The following is a 25542-nucleotide window of genomic DNA, read 5'->3' on the forward strand; positions in this document are numbered from 1 at the left end:
AAGGCTCAGGGACGAGCCCTTACCGCTGCATCGACCTGCGCAATGTAGGTATCGAAACACTCGACCAGATCCACCTGATCGGGAAAGCGTAACCACTGAATCTGCAAGCCATCCATCATCGCCAGAATCTGCCGGATGATCTTGTCCAGATCCACATCCGCACGCACCTCCCCGCACTCCACCAAGGCCGAAAACTGTCCCAGCAAGTGCGCGTGAATACGCTCGTAGCGCGTCTGGAACCATTCATAGGCAGGCTGGTTTTCCAGCAGACTTTCCGCATTGAGGATCGAAAACGCACGTACCACGCCGGGCGCCGTAGCGTTGGAACGGTTGATCGCGCGCAAGCCGCCGAGCAGACCGGTCAGGGTGTTATCGGTGCGGACTTCGGCAGCGATTCGGCCGTTGACCTCGTCGCGTCGCTCCAGCACGCCCATCAGCAGCGAGATCTTGCTCGGAAAATGGTGCAGCAATCCGGCGACGGAAATACCGACGATGGCTGCCACTTTGGCCACTGAAGCGCCGGTATAGCCTTCAAGGGAAAACACTTGCAGGGCCGCATCGAGCAGTTCTTCGCGGCGCTTCTCGCCCTTTGGCGCGCGTCGCTGTCGGGTGACTGCCGTGCCCGTTTCCGTGGGGTCATGCCGAGTCATATCAGGCTCCTTCTTGAACAGCCGCGTACCCTAACGATTCAGGCAAGCGCTGGCAACGCTATTGAGCCAGATTGTTCGACAATTTCATCTTGTACAGCAGAGCCATGGCAGGGTCAGGTGCGCTCCACCGGAACACTGCCCCAGCCTTCGCCCAGCATGCGCTGCATCAGCACCGTATCTACCCAGCGGCCATGCTTGAAACCGACCGATTCGAACACGCCGACCCGGCGAAAGCCAAGTCGCTCATGCAGGCGCAACGACGCGATATTCTGGCTATTGCCGATAACCGCAATCATCTGCCGCCAGCCGCCCGCTTCACAGTGCTGCACCAGGGCGCTCAACAACGCCTGGCCGATCCCCTGACCGCCGAGTCCATCGCGCACGTACACGGAATCCTCAACGGTAAAGCGGTAGCCTGGACGTGGCCTATACGGCGTGACATAGGCATAGCCGACAATTTCTCCATCGCGCTCGGCGACCATATACGGCAAGCCTTTGGCGAGGACCATGCGACGACGCTGCAGCAATTCGGCCAGGTCAGGCGGCTCCAGCTCGAAGCTGGAAATCCCGTGCAGCACGTGATCAGCGTAGATCGCCTGTACAGCGGGCATGTCATCATCGCGGGCTTCACGCAGGTCAAAGGTTGAAGTCATGTCCAGGCTCTGTACGAATGTCTGTGAATGGCCGCAATGATGCCGCTCGCCACGACATTAAAAAAGCTATGATTTGTCATCCACAGCATAAGAAATACTTTGTCATGCGTCGGCTGAACCTAAACCATCTGCACACGTTTTCGCTGGTCATCGCCTATGGCAGTTTTTCTGCGGCGGCAGAGCGTCTGCACCTGACCCAGCCAGCGGTCAGCCTGCACGTGCGACAACTGGAAGATCAGCTGAAGCTGCAACTGATAGAAAGGGTTGGCAAACGCCTCAAACCGACCTCCGCAGGCAATGTACTGCTGGAGCATATCGCGCGCATCGATGGGGTGGTCGAAGACGCCCTGCAGGCGCTGTCCAGCCATGCCAGCGGCATTGCCGGGAAAGTCGCCATCGGCACCGGCGCAACAGCCTGCATCCATCTGCTGCCGCCCCTGTTGCAGGCGCTGCGTCGGCGCTTCCCCGAACTGGATGTACGCGTCAGCACCGGCAACACCGACGGCATCCTCAAGGCGGTCGAAGAAAACCTTCTGGACCTGGCACTGGTCACCCTGCCCGCCTCCGGCCGCAGCCTGCACATCACACCGCTGCTCGAAGATGAGTTCGTGGCGATTTTCGCCAGCAGCCAGCGAACGATGCCGGCACACATGACCCCGGAGCGCCTCAGCGCACAGCCACTGGTGGTATTTGAAGCAGGCAGCAGCACGCGCCTGCTGATCGACGAATGGTTCCTGCACGCCGGGATCCGGGTAAAACCGGTCATGGAACTGGGCAGCATCGAAGCGATCAAGGAAATGGTCGCTGCAGGCCTGGGCTACAGCATCGTGCCGCGAATGGCCGTTGCTGCGCTGCACCATCGCCGTGGCTTGCAGATGCTGCCGCTGGCAACAGCGCTGAGTCGCACGTTGGGAATTGCCTTGCGCCAGGACAAACCGGTCAGCAAGGCGCTGCGTCAGGTGCTGGACGCGCTGCAAGACCTCAAAAAATCATGAAGGCGCGCCACGATAGAGGCTTGATTGCGCCCATGCACTATAAAGAGCAACGGCACTCGGCCTGGCAAATTAGGTCGACAGTTGCACAGGCAGCGAATCAGGTTGTACGATGACTGCCCACTGTTAACTGAAAACATGATGGCTGGCCTGCTTTTAGACGCCCCATCACTGACAATCTGTAAAGCAACTCGGCAACCCATAAGGAGCGCCGGTCCGGATACCTTCCCTGCCGACCTCCAACCTCAAAACAACAGGAGATACCGATGCCTAACATTCTCGGCCAGAACTTCATCGCTGGCGGCCGCAGCGCTTTGGGCCAGAGCCTGCAAAAAAGCCTGGATGCCACCACCGGCGAAGAGCTGCCTTACAGCTTTCATCAGGCCACCGACGGCGAAATCGACGCTGCGGCACTGGCTGCCAAGGCTGCATTCCCGGAATTTCGTCAGTTGAGCCCGGCCCGTCGCGCCGATTTCCTCGACGCCATTGCTGATGAACTCGACCGGCTGGGCGATGACTTCGTCGCCATCGTCTGCCAGGAAACCGCCCTGCCTCAGGCGCGTATTCAAGGTGAGCGCGGTCGCACCAGTGGTCAGATGCGTCTGTTTTCCAAGGTTCTGCGTCGCGGTGATTTCGTCGGCGCACGGATCGACTTGGCGTTGCCGGATCGCAAGCCGCTGCCACGGGTCGACCTGCGCCAATACCGCATCGGTGTGGGCCCGGTTGCGGTGTTCGGGGCAAGCAACTTCCCGCTGGCGTTTTCCACTGCGGGCGGTGATACCGCAGCAGCACTGGCCGCCGGTTGCCCGGTGGTGTTCAAGGCGCACAGCGGTCACATGGCGACTGCCGATCTGGTGGCCAGCGCCATCATTCGCGCTGCCGAGCGTACGCAGATGCCCAAAGGTGTGTTCAACATGATCTTCGGCAACGGCGTCGGTGAAGGTCTGGTCAAGCACCCGGCCATCCAGGCGGTCGGTTTCACCGGCTCGCTGAACGGTGGCAACGCGCTGTGCAAAATGGCTGCCGAGCGTCCACAACCCATTCCGGTGTTTGCCGAGATGTCCAGCATCAACCCGGTGGTGCTGCTGCCAGGCGCCTTGCAGGCACGTGGTGAAACCGTGGCCAAGGAGCTTGCCGGCTCGGTGGTCATGGGTGCCGGTCAGTTCTGCACCAACCCCGGCGTGGTCATCGGCCTGCGCTCCCCGGCGTTCTCGACATTCATCGAGCAACTGACCGAACAGATGGGCAGTCAGGCTCCGCAGACCATGCTTAACGCGGGCGGCCTGCGCAGTTACAGCAAGGGTGTGGAACACCTGCTGGCGCATCCTGGCGTGACGCATCTGGCCGGCAAGCCACAGGAAGGCAAGCAGGCTCAGGCGCAACTGTTCAAGGCTGACGTCAGCCTGCTGCTGAACGGTGATCAGTTGCTGCAAGAGGAAGTCTTCGGCCCGACCACGCTGCTGATCGAAGTCGCTGACGATGCGCAGTTGAAGGACGCGCTGCAAGCCTTGCGTGGTCAGCTGACTGCGACGGTGATCGGCGAGCCTGCGGACTTGAGCCAGTACAGCTGGCTGCAACCGATTCTCGAAGAGAAAGTCGGGCGCATTCTGTTCAACGGCTACCCGACCGGTGTCGAGGTCTGCGAGGCCATGGTTCACGGCGGCCCGTACCCGGCCACCTCGGACGCACGCGGTACCTCGGTGGGCACCCTGGCCATCGACCGTTTCCTGCGCCCCGTGTGCTATCAGAACCTGGCGGACAGCCAGTTGCCACCTGCGTTGCAGAACGCCAACCCGTTGGGCCTGCGTCGCCTGGTCAATGGCGAATGGAGTGATCAGCCTGTCGCGTAATCGCCATCGGCTAAATCCGCAACACAGCAGCGCGACCTGATGAGGGTCGCGCTTTTTTTTGGAAAATATTTCTTTTTTGTGCCCGAAGTCGCTTATAGCGGACCGCTTTTGTACCCTGACGGCAGCACCATAGAAGTGCAAGACAGGGGCTGTTCATAAAATAACCACACAGCTGTAAGCCACGTGTAACAAGGGTTTCAAAAAGTTACCCACAGACATACCCACGATTTCCGTGGACAACTTTTCATCGATTTCGGACCTTAAAAACCCTGAGCAGTGCAAGCGTAAATTTTTGACGGGTGTCTGCAATCCGGGTGTGATGGCATCTGTAATGGCCCACGAGGCCGTCTGACATAACCTTATGCACGTCTGGCGGTTGATTCGACAGGCTGTCCATAGTGAGATAAACGATTTATCGAGGCTCCCCTATGCAACAGCGTTGTAAAGTGGCCGTGCTCGGCCTGGGTGCCATGGGTGCAGCCACTGCCTATCAACTGGCAAAGGCTGGAGTCGATGTGATTGGCATCGACCGCTACGACCCTCCGCACACACAAGGCTCCAGTCACGGTGATACCCGCATCACGCGGCTGTCGGCCGGTGAAGGGCCGCAATACCTGCCACTGGTGCGCAGCTCACAGCGCATCTGGCGCGAACTTGAAGCATTGAGCGGCGAGTCGCTGTTCGAGCAGTGCGGAGTGCTGGTGATGACTTCAAGCGCCGCTTACGATCCTGAGGACGTCAACGACTTCACCCATCAGACCATCGCGCTGGCCCGCACGTATGGGGTGAAGCACGAGGTATTGGCGGCTGCAGCGATTCGCGAGCGCTTTCCTCAGTTCGCTCCTGTGCTGGATAGCGCCATCGGCTATTTTGAACCTGAAGGCGGATTCGTCCGGCCCGAGCGCTGCATCGCCGTACAGCTCAAGCTGGCAAGGCAACACGGCGCGCGTTTGCTGACCCACGAAACGGTCACGCAATTGCAGGCGCATGGCGATCAGGTACGAATCACCACCGACAAGGGCTCGATCATCGCCGACAGGGTCGTGGTCAGCGCGGGCATGTGGTCGGCCGACTTGCTCGGCGCACCGTTCAGCGACCTGCTGCGGGTGTGCCGGCAAAAGCTGTTCTGGTTCGAGGTGCAGCACGAGGCCGCCTTTGCTGCGCCGTCGCCAAGCTTCATCCTGATTCACGGGCCGGGCGACGCCGATGTCAATTACGGCTTCCCGCCGCTGCCCGGTGAAAACAGCATGAAGGTCGCCACTGAGCAATACCTCGAGACGTCAGCGGCTGACCGGTTGGACCGCACCATTACCGCGCGGGAAGAACAGGAAATGTTTCGCACCCAGGTGCAGGGCAGGATTGCGGGACTGACGCCAAAGGTGGTCAAGTCTTCGGTGTGCGCTTACACGGTCACGCCGGACTGCCACTTCATCATCGATGAACACCCGCACCTGAAAAACGTGACGGTGGTCTCGGCCTGTTCCGGCCACGGTTTCAAGCATTCGGCCGGGCTCGGACTGGCGCTGGCGCAACGCTGTATTGATGGCGAGAGCGATGTGGATCTCTCGGCCTTTTCACTGCAACGCTTCGCCAGGCAGGCTTGATCAGCGCGCCACCACGAACGCCTCGTCGATGCGCGCCAGATCGGTATCACGCAAGGTGCCGGCGTAGTAATGCAGCTTGATCCAGGCCATCAAATAGTCGTAACGGGCTTTCGCAAGATCGCGACGAGTACTGTAAAGCTGCTGCTCGGCGTTGAGGGCATCCAGGCTGATGCGCTCGCCACCCAGAATGCTCTGGCGGGTCGATTCGACCAGCGCCTGCGCCGAGATCAGCGCCTTCTGGTAGGCGCGCAGCTTGCTTACCCCTGACGCACAGGCGTTGAACTGGCGGCGCAGCTCGATCAGGGTTTCGCGGGTCTTGCCCTCCAGCTCGTATTCAGCCTGCTCGCGCTTGCTGTTGGCCTGGCGCACCGAGGCGCTGGTGCCACCTCCGGCGTACAGCGGAAGACTGAGCTCGATGCCTATCGTGTTGGTGTCGTAACGCTGATTGTAGGTGTTGCCGCTGTCCGATTCATTCTGACGAATACTTGCGTAGGCATTCACCGTCGGCAGATGCCCCGCGCGGTTGCGTTCCACCTCGTATCGCGCCACTTCCAGGGACTGACGCTGCGAAGCCAGGATCGGGCTGTTGGCCATGGCCAGCGCATGCCACTCGGTAAAGCTGGACGGTGCGAGGACCAACGCCTGAAAGCTGTCCCTCAAGGGCTCCAGCTGCGCAACATCGACACTCGGCTCGCCCAGCAACGCGGCCAGCTCGCGCAAGGCCGCGTCCTGCTCATCGCTGGCTTCGATCTGCTCGGCAATCGCCAGTTCGTTGCGCGACTCCGCTTCGAGAATATCGGTGCGCGTGCCCTCTCCCCGCTCGAACATCTGCCGGTTCTGCGCGAACTGGCGTTCGAACGCCTGCTGCTTGGCACGCGCGATATTGATCTGGTCCTGGGCGAAGAGTGCCTGGGTGTACAGGGTCAACACCCGCACCAGTAACTCCTGGCTCTTGCTGCGAAAGGTCTCGTCGGCAAACAGCGCCTGGGCCAGTCCCTTGCGGTAATTGGCGTACGCCTCGTAATCGATCAATGGCTGCTGAACCGTCAGGCTCGAACCAAAGCTGTTGTAGTGGCGATGATCAGTGGTGTCTTGAGCGCTGCCTTTGAGGGTCGCCTTGGAATCGTTGCGCCCCTTGTTGTAGCTGTATGACACGCGAGGCAACAAGCCGGCACGACCGATCACCCGGTTTTCCAGGCCCGCGTCGCGCTCCTTCAGCGCGCCCAGATAAACCGGGTCATTGCGAAGCGCCAGTTCATAGACCTGAAACGGGCCCATGGCCTGGCTCAAGGGTGCAGTGCCCAGCAGAATGGCCGTCAGCAAAGCGGCTTTAAGGGGATGGCGAAACATCCTATTCCTCCGTCAACGCGGAGCCGGCACGGTCCAGCAAAGGTTTGAACAGATAATTGAGCAGCGAGCGTTCACCCGTGCGCACAAACATTTCAGCGGGCATGCCGGGTTTGATCACCAGCCCGTTGAGTTTTTCCAGCGCAGCGTCGCCCACCGAGGTGCGCAGCACGTAATACGGCTGGCCGGTTTTTTCATCCTGCATCTGGTCGGCGGAAATCAGGCTTACCTCACCGGAAACCCGCGGCGTGCGGCTTTGATTGAAGGCGGTAAAGAGGATGTCGACCGGTAGATGGCTGGCGACCTTGTCGATCAGTTGCACTGGCAGCCGCCCTTCAACTTCAAGCCGTGTGCCTTGTGGGACGATTTCCAGCAGGGTTTCGCCGGCACGCACCACCGCACCTTCGGTGTGCACGCCCAGATTGACGGCGATGCCATCCGCCGGCGCCAGGATGGCGCTGTGTTGCAGACTGAAACCGGCCGAGGCCAGTTGCTGCTCAAGGGTAAGCGCCTTGACCTGGGCATCGGCCCATTGGCTGCGCACCTCTTTCTGGTACTCCTCGCGCTGCTGCTGAAGGCGCAAGCGCGACTCGACGATACCTTGTTCTATACGCCCGGTTTCACCTGCGTTTTGCGCCAGGCTCTGCTGCACCTGAGAAAGCTGACGCTGGAACTCCAGCAGGCGATTGCCGGGAATGAACCCGTTCTGCGCCAGCGGCTCCAGGTTACTCAGTTGCTTGCGTAGCGAGTCAGCCTGAGCCAGCAGGTCCGAACGGGCCCGGCGCATACCGGCGAGCTGCAGTCCAGCCCCCTCGATGCTCGCCTGCAAGCCGGACTGCTCGCGCGCCAGCGCCTGGCGCCTGCTGCTGAACAACTGCCGCTGCCCTTCAAGCACCAGCGCCAGCCGAGGGTCGGGATCTTGCCCCTGCCCGGCTGCAATCAGCTCTGCGGGAAAGCGCACCTCGTCAAGGTTGTCGCGCTCGCTCTGCCAGCGCGCCAGGCTGGCCCAGGCCATTCGATACTGGGCTCGCAGCGATTGCACGTCGGCTTCGACCTGAGTCTGATCGAGGCGAAACAGCGGTTCGCCCTCTTTCACCAATTGGCCTTCACTGACCAGAATTTTGCTGACCACACCGCCATCCAGCGACTGCACGGCCTTGCGCTTGCCAGAAACAACTACCGTCCCCTGCACGGCAATACCCTGATCCAGAGGAGCAAGACTGGCCCACAGAAAGAAACTGCCCGCCCCCGCCAGCATGAGAATCCAGCCGGCGCGAACGAAGAACTGCACGCCGCGCTCCTTGCCCGGCACGGCGTAATGAGTGTCGATAGGGCTGTTCATACGTCGGACTGCCTGTTCTGCGTGCCGTACTGACGGCTCATGGAAAGCCCGGCAGGTGCAGGGCGAGATTGCGATTGAGCGTGCGCTTGCGCTGCTTGCGCTGACGATGGCTGCCCGGACAAGGCCTGCAACACCTGAGCCGTGGCACCGAATGCCTGCATGCGACCTTCGCTCAGCACCAGCAGGCGATCGGTCTGGTTCAGCGACTGCGTGCGGTGGGTGACGAGCACAACGGTACAGCCGCGGGTCTTGAGTTCAGCAATCGCCTGAGTCAGCGCCGATTCACCCGCGGCATCCAGATTGGAATTGGGCTCATCGAGCACCACCAGTCGCGGATCGCCATACAGCGCACGGGCCAGCGCGACGCGCTGTTTCTGACCGCCGGACAAGCCAGCGCCATCATCGCCCAGCCGCGTGTCGTAGCCTTGCGGCAGGCGCAGAATCAATTCGTGCACGCCCGCCAGTTGTGCGGCAGCGACCACGGCGCTAGCGTCGCCCTCGCGAAAGCGCGCGATGTTTTCTGCCACGCTGCCACCGAACAGCTCGATGTCCTGCGGCAGATAACCAATATAGGGACCCAGCGCCTCTCGGTCCCAGCGATGCATGTCGGCCCCGTCCAGACGTACCGTCCCGCCCAGCGCCGGCCAGACACCAACCAGCACGCGTGCCAGGGTCGATTTTCCGGAACCGGATGCGCCCAGCACGCCGAGCACTTCACCGGCCTGCAACTGGAAGCTGACTTGCTGAATCGTCGGCGACGTTTTGCCGGGAGGCGCAGCGCTGACCTGTTCGGCGCTGATCTGACCGCGCGGTGCCGGCAGCGGCATGCGCGGCGCGGGCTCGGCGTAGGTCTTGAGTAACTGGTCAAGGCGCCCGTAGGCCAGGCGTGCAGAGCTCCATTGTTTCCAGACGGCGATCAACTGGTCGATGGGGCTGAGGACCCGACCCATGAGGATTGAGCCGGCGATCATCATGCCTGCGGTCATGTCTCCATTTATCACCAGCAGTGCGCCCAGGCCCAGCACCAGCGACTGCAGGCACAGACGCAGGGCCTTGCTGATCGAACTGATCACCGCTCCCGTATCACTGGCCCGGTTTTGCAGGGCCAGAAAGCGCCCATGCACATGGAACCAGCGACGCCGCAAGACCTCGAGCATGCCCATCGCCTGGATCGCCTCGGCCTGTTGCAGATGCCGGGTCGCCAATTGCGCAGACTGCTGCGAGTAGCCGCTGGCTTCGGCCAGCGGTTTGCGGGTCAGCCATTCGTTGAGGCAGGCCAGTCCGACCAGCAATACCGTCCCCACACTGGCCAGCACGCCTAGCCAGGGGTCGAAAAGAAAGATTACCGCCAGGTAGATGGGAAACCACGGGGCGTCAAAGAACGCGAACAGCGCCGGCCCGGTGAGGAACTGGCGGATGAAGGTCAGGTCACCCAGCGCCTGTCCAGCCTGACGCTGTCCGGCGTGCAGGTTGCTCTCGAACGCGGCCTGATAGACGCGCAGATTGAAACGCTTCTCCAGCTCGCTGCCGATGCGGATCACCACAAAGCTGCGGATCATCTCCAGCAAGCCGATAAACGCAAAGAACCCGACCACCATCAGCGTCAGCATGGCTAGAGTAGTCTGGTTCTGTGAGGTCAGTACGCGGTCATAGACTTGCAGCATGTAAATCGATGGGGCGAGCATCAGCACGTTGATCAGCGCGGTAAAGCAACCGACACCAATCAACGCGCTCTTGTAGTCAGCCAGCGCTTTGTACAACGGCGTAGGGTTGCCTTGGGACGACATACTCATGGTTCTTCCTTGAAAGCCGCGTGGGCGGCCGGGCGACATCCTTGGGGACGTTCATTTCGGACATTTTTTCGGTGCACGGCCGGCACCCTTTATTCGGCTGAGCGCTCCAGCCTCAGCACCTGACCGCTCGGCAGGCGCGCCTCATAGCGCTGCTCTCCCATATGGTTGAAATGAATCAGTCGATTGCCCTGTTTGTCGGTCAAGGCGAGACCGTCAGGCGTCGGGAACCAACCGACTGGTGCTTCGTTCAGCCATTTGGTGGCGCAGGCGGTATCGCCGCCCAGCTGGGGCGCCTCGGTATTCAACTGCAGTTCGCAGGCTCGATCGGCCTGTGAATGAATAAACAGGTGCCACTTGCCGCTGAGTTCAGCGGGGCTTGGCAGTTTCAGACTCATGGCCATGCATGCTCCAGAAAGGCTCACCAGCAGCGCAAGAGCGGCTGGAGCGAATTGAAAGAAACGGTTGAGCTTCATAAGGACGAACGTTCCAGATCATGGGCGGGTCGATCGACTCGCCCATGATCTTTACCGGTTAAACGATGATGTCAGCAGCGACTGCCTGACCTACGGTACCGACCAGGAAATCGCCGATGCCCTGTCCGGTGAAGTCGATCGCCAGACTGCCCAGATTGCTGCTCTGGTTATAGTTGAGGATCGCCTCGCCAGCATGGCCGCTGAACGCGTTGACGAACTGCAGCGCGCTCAGCGTGGAAATGGCCGATACGTCGATCTTGTCCTGACCGCTGACGAAATCACGAATCGTATCCTGGCCCGCACGGTTGGAGTCGGAGCTGGCGCCAAACACGAAGATGTCGGCACCCGCACCACCGGTCAGGCTGTCGGCGCCGCCCCCCCCGTAGATGATGTCGTTGCCGGCACCACCCTTGAGGTCGTTGGCGGCAGCATTGCCGATCAACAGGTCATTGCCCGAACCGCCCACCGCGTTTTCAACCACCACACCCTTGGCGATCGAAACGTTGCCCACCATGCCACCGACATCCGAGAACGAGGCGGCATTGAGGTTGATCTTCTGGTTCTGGGTGAAGCCGGAGAAGTCGAGGGTATCCTTGCCCCCGCCATCCCACACCGAGAACACCACCTTGGAGGAGGCGGACGTGGCGCTGTAGAAATCGCGCCCGGCAGTGGAGTTGAACCCATAGACCGTATCACCGGCACGGGTGCTCATGTTCGCGCCATAGAGCTGCTGAACGGCAGTGATGTCATCCAGCAACGGCGCCGAAGAGTACGACGGAGCGCCGCCCTTGACGAAGTTCTGGTCAGTGTTGGACTCACTCCAGTAACTCATGACGCTGTAGCCACGGGTGTCTTCTGCGTAGGTGGCGTCCTTGTAGCTCGGATTGCCCTCGCCCGCGTTGTAGTCACCAGGGTGAGACAGGCCCAGGGTATGGCCGATTTCATGGGTCAGGGTCTGACGGCCGTAATTGCCATTGTCCGGGGTGGTGTTGACCTTGTAGCTGTTATCGACAAGGTACCAGGACTGGCCGTCAGTACGGCTGTTGCCGCTGGGCAGGTAGGCAAAAGCTGCCCCGCCTGCGCTGCCGTTGCTGTAGTTGCCGAAGGTCATATGCCCGTCGCCGCCGGACGCCGCCTGGGTAAAGCTGACCTTGGCGACGTCTGCCCAGGATTGCATCGACAATACCGCCTGTGCTTTCTGCTGCGCGTTGAACGCACTGAAAGTCCCCAGCGAATTGTCGAACCCGGCAGGCTTGGCCGTCAGGAACGTGTAGGTGAGGTTGATGGTGCCGTTGCCATCGCGATCCGTCCAGGCGGCGTCGTCGCGAAGAATATAATCAGCGGCCTGATCGACCGAATACGAGGGCTTGCCATTGATCGTGAGGTTGCCGCCACGGTCATACTGGTGCGCGAACGTATTGATCTGGTCGAAAGAGGTGCTGGTAGCAGCGGAAAGTTGGATTGCAGCATTTTCTTTGACTTTCGTCATGACACTTCCTTGTTTGCTGATTGATTGACAGGTTAGGTACGACAAGACTCTCCCCTGAAGCGAGAGAGTCCAGTCACTCGCCTTGTAAAGCGTGAAATCGTGTTGCGTAACAAAACTGACACATCTTGAAATCTTGTGTCCAGCGCTGTTCGATGATGTCAAGTGGCCCTAAATGGGCAAGCGCCTACAGGCATTGGAGAATCGCCTGATATTATTTTTTGTGATGATGAGATAGTCGATAAACGCTTGAACAGGCTGTAACAAGCTTGATAAATATGACTGATAGGTCAGGAATTTTATGGGTTCGACGGAGCACGAATGCGTTGGGTAATGACCCGGCCCACTCACCTGCGATAAATAGCACTTCGCCAGCCTTGCCACAGGTCAAGGTGATACTTTTCCCCGCCACACAAACGTAAAAAGCCCCGACGAGTCGGGGCTTTTGTTGAAGCGCAGCAGCCTGAATATTTAGGCCTGGTAAATCAGTCGTCGCGGCTCATGATGCCGAAGATCTGCAGCAGGCTGATGAACAGGTTGTAGATCGATACATACAGGCTGACCGTCGCCATGATGTAGTTACGCTCGCCACCCTGAATGATCGCGCTGGTCTGGAACAGAATGCACACCGACGAAAACAGCACGAAGCCCGCGCTGATAGCCAGTTGCAGACCGCTGATCTGGAAGAACATACCGGCCACTACCGCACCCAGCAGTACGAAGAAACCTGCGGTGATGAAACCACCCAGGAAGCTCATGTCCTTGCGGGTAATCAGTACGTAGGCTGACAGGCCACCGAATACCAGAGCCGTCATCGCGAAGGCGGAGCTGACCACTTCAGCACCACCGGCCATGCCCAGGTAACGGTTGAGGATCGGGCCCAGCAGGAAACCCATGAAACCTGTCAGGGCGAAGGTCGACACCAGACCCCAGACCGAATCACGCAGCTTGTTGGTCAGGAAGAACAGACCGTAGAAGCCGATCAGCACCACGAAAATGTTCGGGTAGCCGACGCGCATCTGCTGAGCGACGAAGGCCATGACACCGCTGAAAGCCAGTGTCAGGGCGAGAAGACCGTAAGTATTGCGCAGGACACGACTAACCTCGAGCTGGTCGGCCTGCATGCCGGTTTTAAGGCTGTAATCCTGTTCGCGCATGGCGAAACTCCTTGCTGTTGAAATGTTGAGTTGCAAAGATCATAACAGAGGCGCTGCAACTGGCTAGTCACAGAGTTTGACAGCTTGTTTCATTCCGGTATTATGGCGCCCGCAACGAAGTGGAGGTATGGCCGAGTGGTTTAAGGCAGCAGTCTTGAAAACTGCCGACTGTAACAGGTCCTAGAGTTCGAATCTCTATGCCTCCGCCATATTTGGCAGCGCAAAGCCCTGATTATTCAGGGCTTTGTCGTTTCTGGGGTCTGGCCAATGCCTCCGCAAGCTCATCAGCCCATACTTGGCCCACGCTGACAAAATGTGGATACTGCCAGTTTGCCAGCCGATGAACCACGGAAGACCCCAATGGCTCCCAGCCGAACGTTTGTCCATCCTGTTGGAGGCACGCAACCCCATGCGGATGAGATTCGGCGCGCTATCAAGGCTGATGGTCACGATTCAGCGCCAGCCACCTTGGGAATAGACGGTATCGATGAAGGGCTTGAACGCCTCGCGATCGGCCGATATGCCCGCTTCAGTAGAGCGTCAGACAATCTCGCGGGCGGCACTCAGCCGTTAACCGATCCTATCCATACCACGGTTTCCGATGGGCATCACGCCGACCTGGCCATAGGGCGCTATGCGCGCTTCAGCAGACCGTCTCCCAACCTGGTTGGCGGTACGCAACCCCGGGCGGACACGCCGTCGGAACAGGCACCCTCGCCCTTCACCCCGCAGATGCGCCATCCAGAGCGTGAATCCGAGTTCTTTACCATCCGGCAGGACTCACCCGGCGCCAACTCGTTCAACATCCCCAAGGCACCTGATCGCCCGGCGAAAGCCAGATGGCTGCGTCCAGGGGAGCCGCTCACCGTGGCCGATATCACCTTGCCCGGCGGCATGATCTACACAGGCACGCAAAACCCCGAATTCAGACTATCCGAACCTTCTTTCATAGACGCAGCCTTGCCGGTGGCCGGTTCCGACACGCCTCCCGTTGCGGGGGTGGCCTACTATTGGTCGACCTACAAAGATCTTGAACCTGCCGCGCGCAGGGGCTATCTGCAGTGGCTGGCGGGGGGACGTTGTGATCCTGAGGCAAGCAGTGGTTACCTGTTCATGTTTTTCCACGGCCTTGAACGGCGTTTACTGATCGACAGCCTTTCTGATCCCGATGCACGAAAAGAGATTCCCGCGATAAAAGAGGAAATCGAGCGTTTGCGGACTGTCTATCATCGGGATCTTTCGTTTTATAACCAGGCTTCGCGGCTTCTCGAATACCTGAACATGCCTGTCATATCAGGGCAGATGTATTTGCGCGAGCCACCAATGGAGTCGGCCGACCGCTATGAAATGCCCATCGTGCTGCGAGTGGCGCTGGGCCAGATGGCCATCGACAAATACCCGTTGAACGCATCCTGGGCCTTATCCTGGGCGCTGACGGATCCGAATATCTCGCGTGGCAAACCTGTTGGCAGATGCGCAGATCTGTTTCAGCGCCTGTTCAGAGCCGAATATGAAGAGCAGTTTCCCGACGGCCTGAAGCTGCTGAGGAACAAGACCCGACTATGGGTCGCCTATCGCCCATCGTCCGCCTACCTCGATGTACCGGAAATACCGGTGGGTGATCTGCCAGACGTCAGCATTACGTCCGCCACCCGCAAGAAAATCCAGGTCCTCGTGCAGGGCTGTGCTTCAGTGCTCGCTCCATTCAGTCGGTACATGGGCCGCAATGCCGATGATCTCGATAAGCATGAGTCATTGGAGGCGCTGCTATTGCTGCCGGTGTCGCTATGGCCTGAATACGCCAGGCATGAACTGCGACAGCTTCAATCGGAAGTCAGGACGGGTACGAAGCTGATGACGCTTGATCAACTGGCCATACGTTTCAAGTCTGACGGCGCCCAGGCACGCAACCAGATCATCGCGCTGATAAAAGTGCTTGAAGACATGCACGTAGGAATGGAACCGGATGTGCTGGCAGGCAATCGTGCGCCAAGCCTGAGGACAGCATCGTTCTGTTCGCGACCGAGCCCGACCCAGGCATGTCGCGGGTGACAGTGGACTACAACGCGGCTGTCGTCACTCTGGATCTCGCCAGCAGCGTGGCAACGGTTGATGGCGGCACAAGCCAGCATGCTGTTGCACTGCTCGAACAGCATATCGATTCATGGAGGCATCTGCGTGTCGCGCATCGAACACGTCTCAAGGCGTATCTGTTGACGCAACTGCAGCAGCCGCCCAACCTGGCAAGCCTGAAAAAGAAGCTGGGTTCGCTGAATCATGAAGAAAAGCAGACCATCGTCGCTTGCCTGACTCACCTTGCCCACGCTGATGGAGCGGTTACGCCTGAGAAAGTCAGGTTGCTTGAGCGGATCTACCGGGCACTTCAACTCGATCCACACGCCCTTTACAGCAACCTCCATGGTGCTGCGACCGGTTTGCAGACAGGACAAGCCTCGACAGCGCTGTCAGCCACTACAGCAACAGGCCCCGACAAGAAGCCAGGCTCCGGAATCGTGCTGGACATGGGCAGGGTTGCCCAGTTGCGACGCGAAACGGCAGAGGTGTCGGCGCTGCTGGCTGATGTGTTTCGCAACGATCAGGAAGACGAACAGCAGGACGACACGCAGATAGCCGAAGACGATGCTTCACAAGACACCCCAGACACTGGCGCCCATCTCCATGGACTGGATGCAGGGCACTCTGCGTTTCTGCGCCTGCTGGTCTCGCGCAACCAATGGAGTCGACGAGAGCTGGAAATCGCGACGGCAGGTATGGCGTTGATGCTCGACGGTGCACTGGAGCAAATCAACGATATGGCATTCGAATTGTTCGACATGCCGGTTTCCGAGGGCGATGACCCTATCGAAATCAACCCGGATATTTTAAGCGAGCTTGCCCTATGAACAAGATACGAGCCAAGGATCGCGATGCGGTCATTCAGTCACTGCGCGCAGGTGTCGTTCCTCGTGTCGGGCAACACTTGATCCAGGTCGGACGGGCGGGTGAGCTGGCAGCTCTTATCAAGGATGTCGACCGGCTGGCCGAAGGCGGTTCTGCCTTTCGTATCGTGGTCGGCGAGTATGGCGCAGGCAAGACCTTCTTCCTCAATCTGGTCAGAGGCATTGCGATGGAACGCAAGCTGGTGACGATGCACGCTGATCTGAACCCCGATCGGCGCCTGCACGCCTCAGGCGGTCAGGCGCGCTCCCTGTACGCGGAGCTTGCCAAGAACATGTCTACACGCACCAAGCCGGACGGCGGCGCGCTTCAGGGTATCGTCGAAAAGTTTATTTCCCAGGCCAGAACCCACGCGAGCAGCAAAGGCGTAGACAGCGAGACCGTCATACGCCAGAACCTCGCCGAGCTTACCGAAATGGTCAACGGCTATGACTTTGCCGAAGTCATAGCCGCTTACTGCCGTGGCTTTAACGAAGGCAACGAACAGCTGAAAGCCGATGCAATACGCTGGCTTCGCGGGGAGTTCACCACCAGGACGGATGCACGAGCGGCCCTGGGGGTCAGAAGCATCGTTGACGACGCGTCCGTTTACGATCAGCTCAAACTGCTTTCCCGATTTGTGCGTCTGGCAGGCTTCGGCGGGCTTATGGTGTGCCTGGACGAACTGGTCAACCTCTACAAGCTTGCCAACACGCAGGCTCGCAATGCGAACTACGAACAGATCCTGCGCATCCTCAATGACTCACTGCAAGGGTCGACTGACGGACTGGGCTTCGTTCTGGGCGGCACGCCGGAATTCCTGATGGACACTCGCCGCGGCCTCTACAGCTACCCGGCTCTGCAGTCGCGCCTGGCAGAAAACACCTTTGCCAAGGCCGGCTACGTCGACCTTTCCGGCCCTGTCATTCGGCTGACCAGCCTGACCCCGGAGGACTTCTATGTCCTGCTGCTGAACCTGCGTAATGTTTATGCCTACGGCGATGCGGAACACTACCTGCTTCCGGAAGAGGCCATCCCGGCCTTCATCGAGCACTGCGGTCAGCGTCTGGGCGAGGCTTACTTTCGAACGCCACGCACCACCATCACCGCGTTCATCAACCTGCTGGCGGTTCTTGAGCAAAACCCTGAGGCCGACTGGAGAAACCTTTTAGGCGCCATTGACATTGCCAGGGATGACGGCGGCAAAAGTGATTTCACTGTAGAGGCCGATGATGAACTCACAAGCTTCAAGCTCTGACTCATCCGCATTCGAACGGCTTCACCCCGATGTACAACAATGGGTGTGGTCGCAAGGCTGGACATCGCTCAGGGATGCTCAGGAATGGGCCATACCTGCGCTGATCGACGCTGATCGCGACGTCATCATTGCGGCCTCCACTGCAGCGGGCAAGACCGAGGCGGCGTTTCTGCCCATTCTGACCCATTTGCTCAACAACACCGATGCGCCAGGCGCGGTGCTCTATATCAGCCCGCTCAAGGCCTTGATCAATGATCAGTGGGACAGGCTGACACGTCTTTGCGAGCGCCTGGAAATCCCGGTGGTCGGCTGGCACGGGGACGTTTCGGCAAGCAGGAAGCACCGCTTTCTGAAATCACCCAGAGGGATCCTGCTCACAACCCCAGAATCGCTGGAAGCCTTGTTCGTGAACCGGGGCTCAGCGCTTGCGGGGCTCTTTCAGCCCCTTCGCTATATCGTCATCGACGAATTACACGCGTTCATCGGCAGCGAGCGCGGTAAACAATTGCAGTCGCTGATGCACCGCGTAGAAACGGTTGTCGGCAAAAAACTGCCACGCGTAGGCCTGTCTGCGACCCTGGGCGAGATGGCACTCGCCCGCGAGTTCCTGCGTCCGGGGCAAGGCCGACGCATGGACGAAATCATTTCCCGAGCCTCGGGCCAGGACCTTCAGGTTCAGGTACGCGGTTACACCATGCTGCCGATGAAGAAACTGACAGCAAACCTGCAGATGGTCGTGACAAAAGACGATGGCAACGATGATCAGGACGAAGAGCAGGAAGAGGATGTCTCCGGGACCAGGCACGCCATAGCCGCGCATATGTACAAGGTGTTGCGTGGCAGTAACAACCTGATATTTCCCAACAGCCGCGACAAGGTCGAATGGTACGCCGACCGGCTGCGGCACTTGTGCGAAAACGACGGTTTGCCGAACGAGTTCCTGCCTCACCACGGAAGCTTGTCCCGAGACTTGCGTGAAGATACGGAGCGAGCACTGAAAGCGGGGAGTCCGCCCGCCTCGGCCGTCTGCACCACGACCCTCGAACTTGGCATCGATATCGGCAACATCAAAGCAGTTGCGCAGATCGGACCTCCGCCATCAGTGGCCAGCCTGCGCCAGCGACTGGGTCGCTCCGGACGTCGCGCAGGTGAGCCTGCCATACTTCGCGCCTATTGCCAGGAAGACACCCTGACACCTGATTCGGACCTCTCGGATCAGCTCCGGCAAAACCTGGTGCAGACGATCGCCATGATTCGATTGTTGATCGAGAAGTGGTTCGAACCTCCGAGAGCCAACGGCCTGCACGCCTCGACGCTGGTTCAGCAGTGCCTGTCGACGATTGCACAGCAAGGTGGTGCACATGCCTCGCAGCTGTGGAATGAGCTGATCGCGAGCGGAACATTTGCAGCCGTTGATAAAACCGACTTCATGGACCTTCTCAAGGCGCTGGGTGAAAAGAAACTGATCGTCCAGGACAGCTCTGGCCTGCTATTGCCTGGCGAGATCGGTGAAAAGCTGGTCAACCACTATGAGTTTTACAGTGCATTCAGCAGCGATGAGGAATTCAGACTGCTTCGCGATGGCAAGCCGTTGGGTTCCATTCCTGTCAGTCGCCCGCTGACCCTGGGGCAACGCATCATCTTCGCAGGCAAACGCTGGCAGGTCATGGATGTAGACCTGGAAAAGAAAGTCATTGCGGTCAGACGCGCACGTGGCGGCGAACCTCCGGTATTCGACGGGCTGGGCGCCAAGATCCATGACCGGGTGCGTGAAGAAATGCGCGCGGTACTGACGGAGGTCACGCCCTGCCCGTTCCTTGATGCCAATGCACAAGCCCTGCTGGCGGAAGCGCGCCAGACCTTTCACCGGCTGGGGCTGGCTGACCAGCGCCTGACGGGTTCGACCTCAAGCAGCTACCTGCTGACCTGGGCGGGCGACTACACCAATGATGCGCTGTGCCTGCTGCTCAACCAGGCTGGGGTCATGTGCACAGCTTCGGGGTTGGTACTGGAAATCAGCGCTTCTCAGGAAAGTGTGCTGGCAGCACTGGCCAGAATTGCAGAGCTGGATGCGACCGATGTGGAACCCTTGTTGAAAGATGTGAAGAATCTGATCCGCGAAAAGTGGGACTGGGCCCTGCCAAAATCGCTGTTGATCAAATCATTTGCCTCCAGCCAGCTGGATATACCCAACGCGATTGCGCTTGCGAAGACATTGACGACCTGACGGCAGGCCTGGCGGCTCGGCCCGCGCCGTCTGATATATTGATGCGCATCCCGTATTAATAGATCGACCTTCAAATGTCCATCAATTTCGACCTCAACGACCTCCAGGCATTTCGTGCCGTGGTCGAGAATGGCAGCTTCCGCAAGGCCGCTGAAACCGTGCAGATCACCCAGCCTGCGCTCAGTCGGCGAATAGAAAAGCTCGAGTCTGCGCTGAATGTGAAGCTGTTCGAGCGGACCACCCGCAGGGTCAGCCTGACCACGGTCGGCCGCGCATTTCTGCCTCAGGTCGAGCGCATTCTGGACGATCTGGACAGCGCGTTGATGACCATCGAAGGCGTCGGCTCCACGCGAATGGGCAGCGTGACGATTGCCTGCGTGCCTTCAGCCGCCTATTACTTCATGCCGCAGGTCATCAGCGCCTTTCACCGGTTGTTTCCGAAAATCAGAATTCGGGTCATGGACGCCAGCGCCAATGAGGTCAACAGTGCGGTTGCCTTGGGCGAAGCCGATTTCGGGGTGAGTTTCAGCGGGAATCTGGCGCCGGAGGTGGATTTCGAACTGCTGCTGCAGGAACGCTACGTGATGGCCTGCAGGCGGGATCACCCTTTGGCAACGTGCGACAGCGTCAGTTGGGAAGAGATGTACCGCCACGACTACATCGGCCTGGACATCACCTCGGGTAATCGTCTGGTGCTGGATCAGGCGCTGGCACCGTCGCGCCCGCATAAGGAAAGCATCTGCGAAACCCGTCATGTCACGACCATGATCGGCCTGGTGGAAGCCGGGCTTGGCGTGGCTGCGGTGCCGTCGATCGCGATGCCGATGACCGCTCACCCGTTTCTGGTGAGCGTGCCATTGGTTGCGCCCGAGGTGATTCGCAACGTAGGGCTGATCAAGCGTCGAGGCAGGACCTTGACACCGGCAGCCCTTGAGCTGGAACAACTGGTCAGGAAAATGCCGTCACGCTCAGCGGGGAACTGAATCCAGACCGGTAGACTGCACTGTAGCCTGGGATTTCGGGGAGGCCAGGTAATCCAGCAAGGCTTTCGCCTCTTTCGGGTGCTCGGCATTGACCGGGATGCCCGCGGCATAACGGGTAACCGACTGAACGTCTTCCGGGATCTTCGCCACGAACGTCACGCCGGAAATCGGCAGCAGCTCGGCAACCTGTTGAAAGCCAACCTCGTAGTCGCCCTTGGCAACCACCGAAGCAACCGGGATGCGCTCGATCATCTTGCCCTTCGGCGCGAGCTCCTTCTCGATACCGAGCTTTTTGAAAAGCTCTTTTTCGATGTACACACCACTGGCGCTGTCGGAGTAAGCCACCGACCTGGCCTTGAGCAAGGTAGCCTTGAGCTCACTGTCGGTGCCGATCGCAGGTTTGGCTGCGCCCTCCTTCACCACCATTCCAATCCGCGAGTCAGCCAGTTCGACCCGCGATGCCGGGTCTACCTTGCCTTGCTTGATCAGATCATCCAGCGCATAGCCGACCATGATCACCACATCGGCGTGCTCACCACGGGCCAGACGATTCGGAATGGCCTCGGGCGCCTTGCCCATCGATGGGCCGAGAATGGTGTCCAGCGAGTCCCCGGAAGACGCCGCGTATTGCGGTCCGAGCAGTTTGTACGCAGCCGTAAAGCCGCCGGAGGTCATGACCTTGAGCTGTTCAGCCTGCGCCGCCGCACTGACCGCGATACAGCCGAGAAAAAGCGCGGCCAATTGAGTTTTGTATAACGATTTCATAGCGATTTTCCTTGATTAAACAGCCAGTTGCGGGCGGGTCGAGATGTGCCGGTAGAGCACCAGTGTGGCGCCCAGCGCACAGGCTGCAGCGAACGTCATCCAGTAAGCAGGTGCAGCCTTGTCGCCGGTGAGGTGGATCAACCAGGTCGAGATCGCCGGAGTGAAACCACCGAAAACCGCCGTCGCCAGGCTGTAGGCCAGCGAGAAACCGGCAACACGCACCTCTACCGGCATGATTTCGGTCAGCGCCGGGATCATCGCGCCGTTATACAAGCCGTAGAGGAACGAGAACCACAACAGCACTTCCAGCATGTGTCCGAAGCTGGGCGCCAGAGCGAGGAAAGACAGCGCCGGGTACGCACTGATGATGGTCAGCAGGGTCATCGCTACCAGCAGTGGCTTGCGCCCGAACCGGTCGCTCAACACGCCGCCGACCGGCAGCCAGATAAAGTTGGAGACACCGACCAGCAAGGTCACCAGAAGTGCATCGGAGGTACTCAGGTTGAGTACGGTTTTGCCGAATGTCGGTGCGTAGATGGTGATCAGGTAAAAGGTGGTAGTGGTCATCGCCACCATCAGCATTCCGGCAATCACCACGCGCCAGTTTTGCAGCAGCGTCGCGAATACCTGTCGCATGGTCGGACGATGAGAGCGAGTGGCGAACTCTTCGGTTTCCTGCAGGCTGCGGCGCAGCAGAAAAATGAAAGGGATGATCAGGCAGCCGATGGCGAACGGAATTCTCCAGCCCCAATCAGCGACAGCAGCAGGCGCCATCCATTGGTTCAAGCCGTAACCCAGTGCAGCGGCAACAACGATTGCCACCTGCTGGCTACCTGACTGCCAGCTGGTGTAGAAGCCCTTGCGGCCGGGTGTCGCCATCTCCGCCAGATACACTGACACGCCACCCAACTCGGCACCGGCAGAGAAGCCTTGCAGCAAGCGGCCGACCAATACCAGGGCCGGCGCCCACAGGCCGATGCTTGCGTAACCGGGTACCAGAACGATCAGCAGCGTGCCACTGGCCATGATCGACAGGGTCACAATCAAGCCTTTGCGCCGGCCCACGTCATCGATGTAAGCGCCCAGAATCACGGCACCCAACGGACGCATCAGGAAGCCCGCACCGAAGACCGCGAAGGTCATCATCAGCGAAGCAAACTCACTGCTGGCCGGGAAAAAGGCGGAGGCGATCTGGGTGGCGTAAAAGCCGAACAGGAAGAAGTCGAATTGCTCGAGGAAATTACCGGAGGTGACCCGAAATACCGCGCCTGCCTTCGACCGGGAGGATTCTTTTCGTAATGAGGATGAGCCGTGCATCAGTGTTCTCCAGCGATCTTATTAGAGTGTTGTAAGCGCTTGTGATGGAGGAGTCTGCCGGACACACTTTGAAACGATAAGTGCTATGTTTTCATCGATTGATGCCCATTGGACATTAATCCGGGCGCAAACCGTCGCATCCCGGCCCAGCGCTTGCAGGTCAACACGCGCCAAACTCACACGCCTGCCCTTGAATTCTTTATCATTGCGCATGTTTTGTTGGCAGAGCCGATCATGAAATTCGCCATCTCCCTTTTTTCCGCCGCCCACGCGCCCTCCTCTCGGCGAGCCTTGCAGTTCGCCAGGGCGGTGCTGGCAGGCGGGCATGAAATTGTCCGGTTGTTCTTCTATCAGGACGGCGTACACAGCGCGTCGGCCAACGTCGTAACGCCGCAGGACGAGCAGGATATGGCACTGCAGTGGCGTGACTTCATCGCCGAGCACAAGCTGGACGGCGTGGTGTGCATTGCCGCCGCGTTGCGTCGCGGTGTGCTCGACACGCAAGAGGCCGAGCGTTATCAGCGGCCGGCGGCAAACCTGCGCGAGCCATGGGAATTGTCCGGGCTGGGCCAGTTGCACGATGCCGTGCAATCGGCTGATCGCCTGATCTGCTTCGGAGGACCATGAGATGCCCAGATCACTATTGGTTGTCAGCCGTCAGTCGCCGTGGTCCGGTCCAGGTGCCCGCGAAGCGCTGGATATCGTACTGGCGGGCGGAGCATTCGATCTGTCGGTGGGCTTGCTGTTTCTGGACGATGGGGTTTTTCAGTTGTTGCCACAGCAGTCGCCCGACGCCCTGCAACAGAAAGACCTGACCGCAAACCTGAAAGCCCTGCCGATGTTCGGTGTCGAAGACCTTTACGTCTGCGGACAAAGCCTGGCCGAGCGCGGCATCTCTCCTGACGCATTGAGCGAAGAGATGAGCCAATTGACTACGCGCGCGGAATTGTCAGCGCTTTTTGACCGCTACGACGAGGTGATCACGATCTGATGGCTACTTTGCACGTTCTCTCTCACTCGCCGTTTGCCGACACCCGACTGGACAGTTGCCTGCGCTTGCTGGGCAACGATGATGGCGTACTGCTCTGTGGCGATGCCACCTATGCGCTGATGCCATCCAGTGCGCAGCTCAAAGCCCTTCAGTCGTTGGTCGACTCATCGCAACTGTTCGCCCTCGACGAAGACCTCAGCGCACGCAATCTGCCCCTCCCTGCCGGAGTCAGCAGCATCGATTACCCGGCGTTCGTGGAGCTGTCGCTGCGCTTCGACAAGGTCAATACCTGGTTATGAAACAGTTGAACATTAACGGGCGCAGCATCGAACTGGACAAGGATGGTTTTCTGCAAGACCTCAGCGACTGGTCGCTGGACGTCGCCCACGCCCTGTCCGCCGAAGAAGGCATCGAGCTGAGTGCCGAGCACCTTGAAATCCTTGAGCTGCTGCGAGGTTTTTACGCCGAGTTCCAGCTTTCGCCCGCGACACGGCCGCTGATCAAATACACCGCGCTGAAGCTGGGTGCAGAAAAAGGCAACAGCATGCACCTCAATCGCCTGTTCAACGGCACTCCCGCCAAACTCGCCGCCAAGCTGGCGGGCCTGCCCAAGCCGACCAATTGCATATGAATGATTACGCTGCGCTTGTCACTGAAACACCAGAAGAGCATCCCTTTGCGACCTTCGTTCGCATTCTGGGCAAAGGCAAACGTGGCGCGCGCAACCTGACTCGCGAGGAAGCACGGGAAGCCATGGGCATGTTGCTCGATGAAAAAGTCGAGGACACCCAGCTTGGCGCTTTTCTGATGCTACTGCGCCATAAGGAAGAAAGTCCCGAGGAGCTGGCGGGGTTTACCGAAGCGGTGCGTGAACGTCTCAACGCTCCCGACATGCAGGTCGACATCGACTGGCCGACCTACGCCGGGAAAAAGCGTCACCTGCCCTGGTATTTGCTGGCAGCCAAATGCCTGGCGCAAAACGGCGTCAGGATCCTCCTGCACGGCGGCGGTGCGCATACCGCAGGGCGTCTGTACACCGAACAACTGCTGGACCTGCTGAAGATACCGCTGTGCCGCAACTGGTCAGCGGTCAAGAATTCGCTCGAGCAAGACCATCTGGCGTTCATTCCGCTCGCTGACTGGGCACCGCAGTTGCAGCGCATGATCGATCTGCGCAACACGCTGGGGCTACGCTCGCCGATTCATTCGCTGGCACGCATTCTCAATCCGCTGCAGGCGCGTTGCGGTCTGCAAAGCATTTTTCACCCGGGCTATCAAAGCGTGCATCGCGATGCCAGCAGCCTGCTCGACGACAACGCCATCGTGGTCAAGGGTGATGGCGGCGAAATCGAGATCAACCCCGACACCATCAGCCACCTGTACGGCACCACCGGCGGCCAGCCGTGGGATGAAGAATGGCCAGCGCTCTCACCACGCCGCCACGTAAAACCGGCGACACTCGACCCGCAGCAACTGCTGGCCTTGTGGCGAGGAGAAATCGAAGACAGTTACCCGCAACTGGCATTGATATCGACCATGGCGCTGGCCTTGCGCGGCCTGGGCGTCGATCGTGAAGAGGCCTTCGCCCAGGCGCAGGTATTCTGGGATCGCCGCGACATCAATCTGTGACCCTTCGGCCTTTCGACAATGAAAGGCCGTAATCCAGTCGAACCGATGCACCTGCGCTGACCTCCAAGCTCTATCACCTGGAAATGGG

21 protein-coding genes, 1 tRNA gene and 1 pseudogene are annotated in these 25542 nt (G+C 59.4%); 13 read left to right on the top strand and 10 right to left on the bottom strand.

Features of this window, described 5'->3' with window-relative positions; all coding sequences use genetic code 11:
- Window positions 1-5: 5 nt before the first annotated feature.
- Together P406_RS03760 and P406_RS03765 are read right to left on the bottom strand one after the other, a co-directional pair.
- Entirely contained in the window at window positions 6-650 is a 645-nt protein-coding gene (locus tag P406_RS03760) for a TetR/AcrR family transcriptional regulator (RefSeq protein ID WP_046235378.1), read from the bottom strand.
- Between the two features lie 113 nt (window positions 651-763).
- Window positions 764-1303, bottom strand: coding sequence for a GNAT family N-acetyltransferase (locus tag P406_RS03765; RefSeq protein ID WP_003411586.1), 540 nt, complete (start codon window positions 1301-1303; stop codon window positions 764-766).
- A 104-nt stretch (window positions 1304-1407) separates the two neighbouring features.
- Between P406_RS03765 and P406_RS03770 the strand changes: the two genes are divergently transcribed.
- The 3 genes from P406_RS03770 to solA all read left to right on the top strand — a co-directional run bounded on the left by P406_RS03770 (window position 1408) and on the right by solA (window position 5749).
- Window positions 1408-2298, top strand: a complete 891-nt coding sequence (locus P406_RS03770) for a LysR family transcriptional regulator (protein WP_046235419.1) — start codon at window positions 1408-1410, stop codon at window positions 2296-2298.
- 263 nt (window positions 2299-2561) lie between these two features.
- Window positions 2562-4145, top strand: coding sequence for an aldehyde dehydrogenase (NADP(+)) (locus tag P406_RS03775; protein ID WP_046235379.1), 1584 nt, complete (start codon window positions 2562-2564; stop codon window positions 4143-4145).
- Between the two features lie 428 nt (window positions 4146-4573).
- Complete coding sequence (gene solA, locus P406_RS03780; RefSeq protein ID WP_046235380.1) at window positions 4574-5749, top strand: N-methyl-L-tryptophan oxidase; 1176 nt, start codon at window positions 4574-4576, stop codon at window positions 5747-5749.
- Here solA and P406_RS03785 read toward each other — a convergent pair whose 3' ends face one another.
- The 6 genes from P406_RS03785 to P406_RS03810 all read right to left on the bottom strand — a co-directional run bounded on the left by P406_RS03785 (window position 5750) and on the right by P406_RS03810 (window position 13347).
- Window positions 5750-7099 (bottom strand): TolC family outer membrane protein, encoded by a 1350-nt coding sequence (locus P406_RS03785; RefSeq protein WP_046235381.1) that lies wholly within the window; start codon window positions 7097-7099, stop codon window positions 5750-5752.
- A gap of 1 nt (window position 7100) precedes the next feature.
- Window positions 7101-8438 carry an HlyD family type I secretion periplasmic adaptor subunit gene (locus tag P406_RS03790; protein WP_003371807.1) on the bottom strand — a complete coding sequence of 446 codons (1338 nt, stop codon included), beginning with the start codon at window positions 8436-8438 and terminating at the stop codon, window positions 7101-7103.
- Window positions 8435-10231, bottom strand: a complete 1797-nt coding sequence (locus P406_RS03795) for a type I secretion system permease/ATPase (RefSeq protein WP_046235382.1) — start codon at window positions 10229-10231, stop codon at window positions 8435-8437. The genes P406_RS03790 and P406_RS03795 overlap by 4 nt, the downstream gene beginning before the upstream one ends.
- An 89-nt stretch (window positions 10232-10320) precedes the next feature.
- On the bottom strand, window positions 10321-10704 hold the full coding sequence (locus P406_RS03800; protein WP_003411602.1) for a protease inhibitor Inh/omp19 family protein: 384 nt from the start codon (window positions 10702-10704) through the stop codon (window positions 10321-10323).
- A 58-nt stretch (window positions 10705-10762) separates the two neighbouring features.
- A complete protein-coding gene (locus tag P406_RS03805) occupies window positions 10763-12193 on the bottom strand; it encodes a serralysin family metalloprotease (RefSeq protein ID WP_046235383.1) in 1431 nt (476 codons plus the stop codon).
- Window positions 12194-12675: 482 nt separating this feature from the next.
- Window positions 12676-13347: a Bax inhibitor-1/YccA family protein gene (locus tag P406_RS03810; protein ID WP_003317937.1), complete on the bottom strand. Its 672-nt coding sequence runs from the start codon at window positions 13345-13347 to the stop codon at window positions 12676-12678.
- Between the two features lie 121 nt (window positions 13348-13468).
- On the opposite strand from P406_RS03810, the gene P406_RS03815 reads away from it, so the two are divergent.
- From P406_RS03815 to P406_RS03835, 5 genes and pseudogenes are all read left to right on the top strand, one after another.
- Window positions 13469-13556 (top strand) — tRNA-Ser (locus P406_RS03815).
- 151 nt (window positions 13557-13707) lie between these two features.
- Window positions 13708-16250 (top strand): annotated as a pseudogene (locus P406_RS03820) (tellurite resistance TerB family protein).
- Window positions 16247-17542: an ATP-binding protein gene (locus tag P406_RS03825; RefSeq protein WP_046235384.1), complete on the top strand. Its 1296-nt coding sequence runs from the start codon at window positions 16247-16249 to the stop codon at window positions 17540-17542. The pseudogene P406_RS03820 and the gene P406_RS03825 overlap by 4 nt, the downstream one beginning before the upstream one ends.
- Before the next feature lie 43 nt (window positions 17543-17585).
- On the top strand, window positions 17586-19769 hold the full coding sequence (locus P406_RS03830; protein WP_046235385.1) for a DEAD/DEAH box helicase: 2184 nt from the start codon (window positions 17586-17588) through the stop codon (window positions 19767-19769).
- Between the two features lie 74 nt (window positions 19770-19843).
- Window positions 19844-20752, top strand: coding sequence for a LysR family transcriptional regulator (locus tag P406_RS03835; protein WP_046235386.1), 909 nt, complete (start codon window positions 19844-19846; stop codon window positions 20750-20752).
- Here P406_RS03835 and P406_RS03840 read toward each other — a convergent pair.
- On the bottom strand, window positions 20738-21517 hold the full coding sequence (locus P406_RS03840; RefSeq protein WP_046235387.1) for a substrate-binding domain-containing protein: 780 nt from the start codon (window positions 21515-21517) through the stop codon (window positions 20738-20740). The genes P406_RS03835 and P406_RS03840 overlap by 15 nt on opposite strands.
- Before the next feature lie 15 nt (window positions 21518-21532).
- The gene (locus P406_RS03845) at window positions 21533-22834 is read right to left on the bottom strand and encodes an MFS transporter (RefSeq protein WP_046235388.1); all 1302 of its coding nucleotides are present in this window, start codon (window positions 22832-22834) and stop codon (window positions 21533-21535) included.
- A gap of 234 nt (window positions 22835-23068) precedes the next feature.
- Here P406_RS03845 and tusD point away from each other — a divergent pair, with 234 nt between their 5' ends.
- The 5 genes from tusD to P406_RS03870 are packed head-to-tail and all read left to right on the top strand — an operon-like array spanning window position 23069 to window position 25454.
- Window positions 23069-23461 carry a sulfurtransferase complex subunit TusD gene (gene tusD / locus P406_RS03850; RefSeq protein ID WP_046235420.1) on the top strand — a complete coding sequence of 131 codons (393 nt, stop codon included), beginning with the start codon at window positions 23069-23071 and terminating at the stop codon, window positions 23459-23461.
- Window position 23462: 1 nt separating this feature from the next.
- Window positions 23463-23825 carry a sulfurtransferase complex subunit TusC gene (tusC, locus tag P406_RS03855; RefSeq protein ID WP_046235389.1) on the top strand — a complete coding sequence of 121 codons (363 nt, stop codon included), beginning with the start codon at window positions 23463-23465 and terminating at the stop codon, window positions 23823-23825.
- Complete coding sequence (gene tusB, locus P406_RS03860; protein ID WP_003317942.1) at window positions 23825-24124, top strand: sulfurtransferase complex subunit TusB; 300 nt, start codon at window positions 23825-23827, stop codon at window positions 24122-24124. The genes tusC and tusB overlap by 1 nt, the downstream gene beginning before the upstream one ends.
- Window positions 24121-24456: a TusE/DsrC/DsvC family sulfur relay protein gene (locus tag P406_RS03865; RefSeq protein WP_003411635.1), complete on the top strand. Its 336-nt coding sequence runs from the start codon at window positions 24121-24123 to the stop codon at window positions 24454-24456. Before tusB ends, P406_RS03865 begins: the two co-directional genes overlap by 4 nt.
- Window positions 24453-25454, top strand: a complete 1002-nt coding sequence (locus tag P406_RS03870) for a glycosyl transferase family protein (protein ID WP_046235390.1) — start codon at window positions 24453-24455, stop codon at window positions 25452-25454. The genes P406_RS03865 and P406_RS03870 overlap by 4 nt, the downstream gene beginning before the upstream one ends.
- Window positions 25455-25542 lie beyond the last annotated feature (88 nt).

The organism is Pseudomonas syringae pv. coryli str. NCPPB 4273, assembly GCF_000972175.1.
Lineage (GTDB): Bacteria > Pseudomonadota > Gammaproteobacteria > Pseudomonadales > Pseudomonadaceae > Aquipseudomonas > Aquipseudomonas syringae.

Bases quoted from the DNA above. Each gene is read 5' to 3' on its own strand.
- tusB (WP_003317942.1), top strand. From the start codon at position 23,825: ATGGCTACTTTGCACGTTCTCTCTCACTCGCCGTTTGCCGACACCCGA.
- solA (WP_046235380.1), top strand. From the start codon at position 4,574: ATGCAACAGCGTTGTAAAGTGGCCGTGCTCGGCCTGGGTGCCATGGGT.
- P406_RS03795 (WP_046235382.1), bottom strand. From the start codon at position 10,231: ATGAGTATGTCGTCCCAAGGCAACCCTACGCCGTTGTACAAAGCGCTG.
- P406_RS03765 (WP_003411586.1), bottom strand. From the start codon at position 1,303: ATGACTTCAACCTTTGACCTGCGTGAAGCCCGCGATGATGACATGCCC.
- P406_RS03805 (WP_046235383.1), bottom strand. From the start codon at position 12,193: ATGACGAAAGTCAAAGAAAATGCTGCAATCCAACTTTCCGCTGCTACC.
- tusC (WP_046235389.1), top strand. From the start codon at position 23,463: ATGCCCAGATCACTATTGGTTGTCAGCCGTCAGTCGCCGTGGTCCGGT.
- P406_RS03800 (WP_003411602.1), bottom strand. From the start codon at position 10,704: ATGAAGCTCAACCGTTTCTTTCAATTCGCTCCAGCCGCTCTTGCGCTG.
- P406_RS03790 (WP_003371807.1), bottom strand. From the start codon at position 8,438: ATGAACAGCCCTATCGACACTCATTACGCCGTGCCGGGCAAGGAGCGC.
- P406_RS03845 (WP_046235388.1), bottom strand. From the start codon at position 22,834: ATGCACGGCTCATCCTCATTACGAAAAGAATCCTCCCGGTCGAAGGCA.
- P406_RS03825 (WP_046235384.1), top strand. From the start codon at position 16,247: ATGAACAAGATACGAGCCAAGGATCGCGATGCGGTCATTCAGTCACTG.
- P406_RS03760 (WP_046235378.1), bottom strand. From the start codon at position 650: ATGACTCGGCATGACCCCACGGAAACGGGCACGGCAGTCACCCGACAG.
- P406_RS03775 (WP_046235379.1), top strand. From the start codon at position 2,562: ATGCCTAACATTCTCGGCCAGAACTTCATCGCTGGCGGCCGCAGCGCT.
- P406_RS03870 (WP_046235390.1), top strand. From the start codon at position 24,453: ATGAATGATTACGCTGCGCTTGTCACTGAAACACCAGAAGAGCATCCC.
- P406_RS03865 (WP_003411635.1), top strand. From the start codon at position 24,121: ATGAAACAGTTGAACATTAACGGGCGCAGCATCGAACTGGACAAGGAT.
- P406_RS03810 (WP_003317937.1), bottom strand. From the start codon at position 13,347: ATGCGCGAACAGGATTACAGCCTTAAAACCGGCATGCAGGCCGACCAG.
- P406_RS03785 (WP_046235381.1), bottom strand. From the start codon at position 7,099: ATGTTTCGCCATCCCCTTAAAGCCGCTTTGCTGACGGCCATTCTGCTG.
- P406_RS03835 (WP_046235386.1), top strand. From the start codon at position 19,844: ATGTCCATCAATTTCGACCTCAACGACCTCCAGGCATTTCGTGCCGTG.
- P406_RS03840 (WP_046235387.1), bottom strand. From the start codon at position 21,517: ATGAAATCGTTATACAAAACTCAATTGGCCGCGCTTTTTCTCGGCTGT.
- tusD (WP_046235420.1), top strand. From the start codon at position 23,069: ATGAAATTCGCCATCTCCCTTTTTTCCGCCGCCCACGCGCCCTCCTCT.
- P406_RS03770 (WP_046235419.1), top strand. From the start codon at position 1,408: ATGCGTCGGCTGAACCTAAACCATCTGCACACGTTTTCGCTGGTCATC.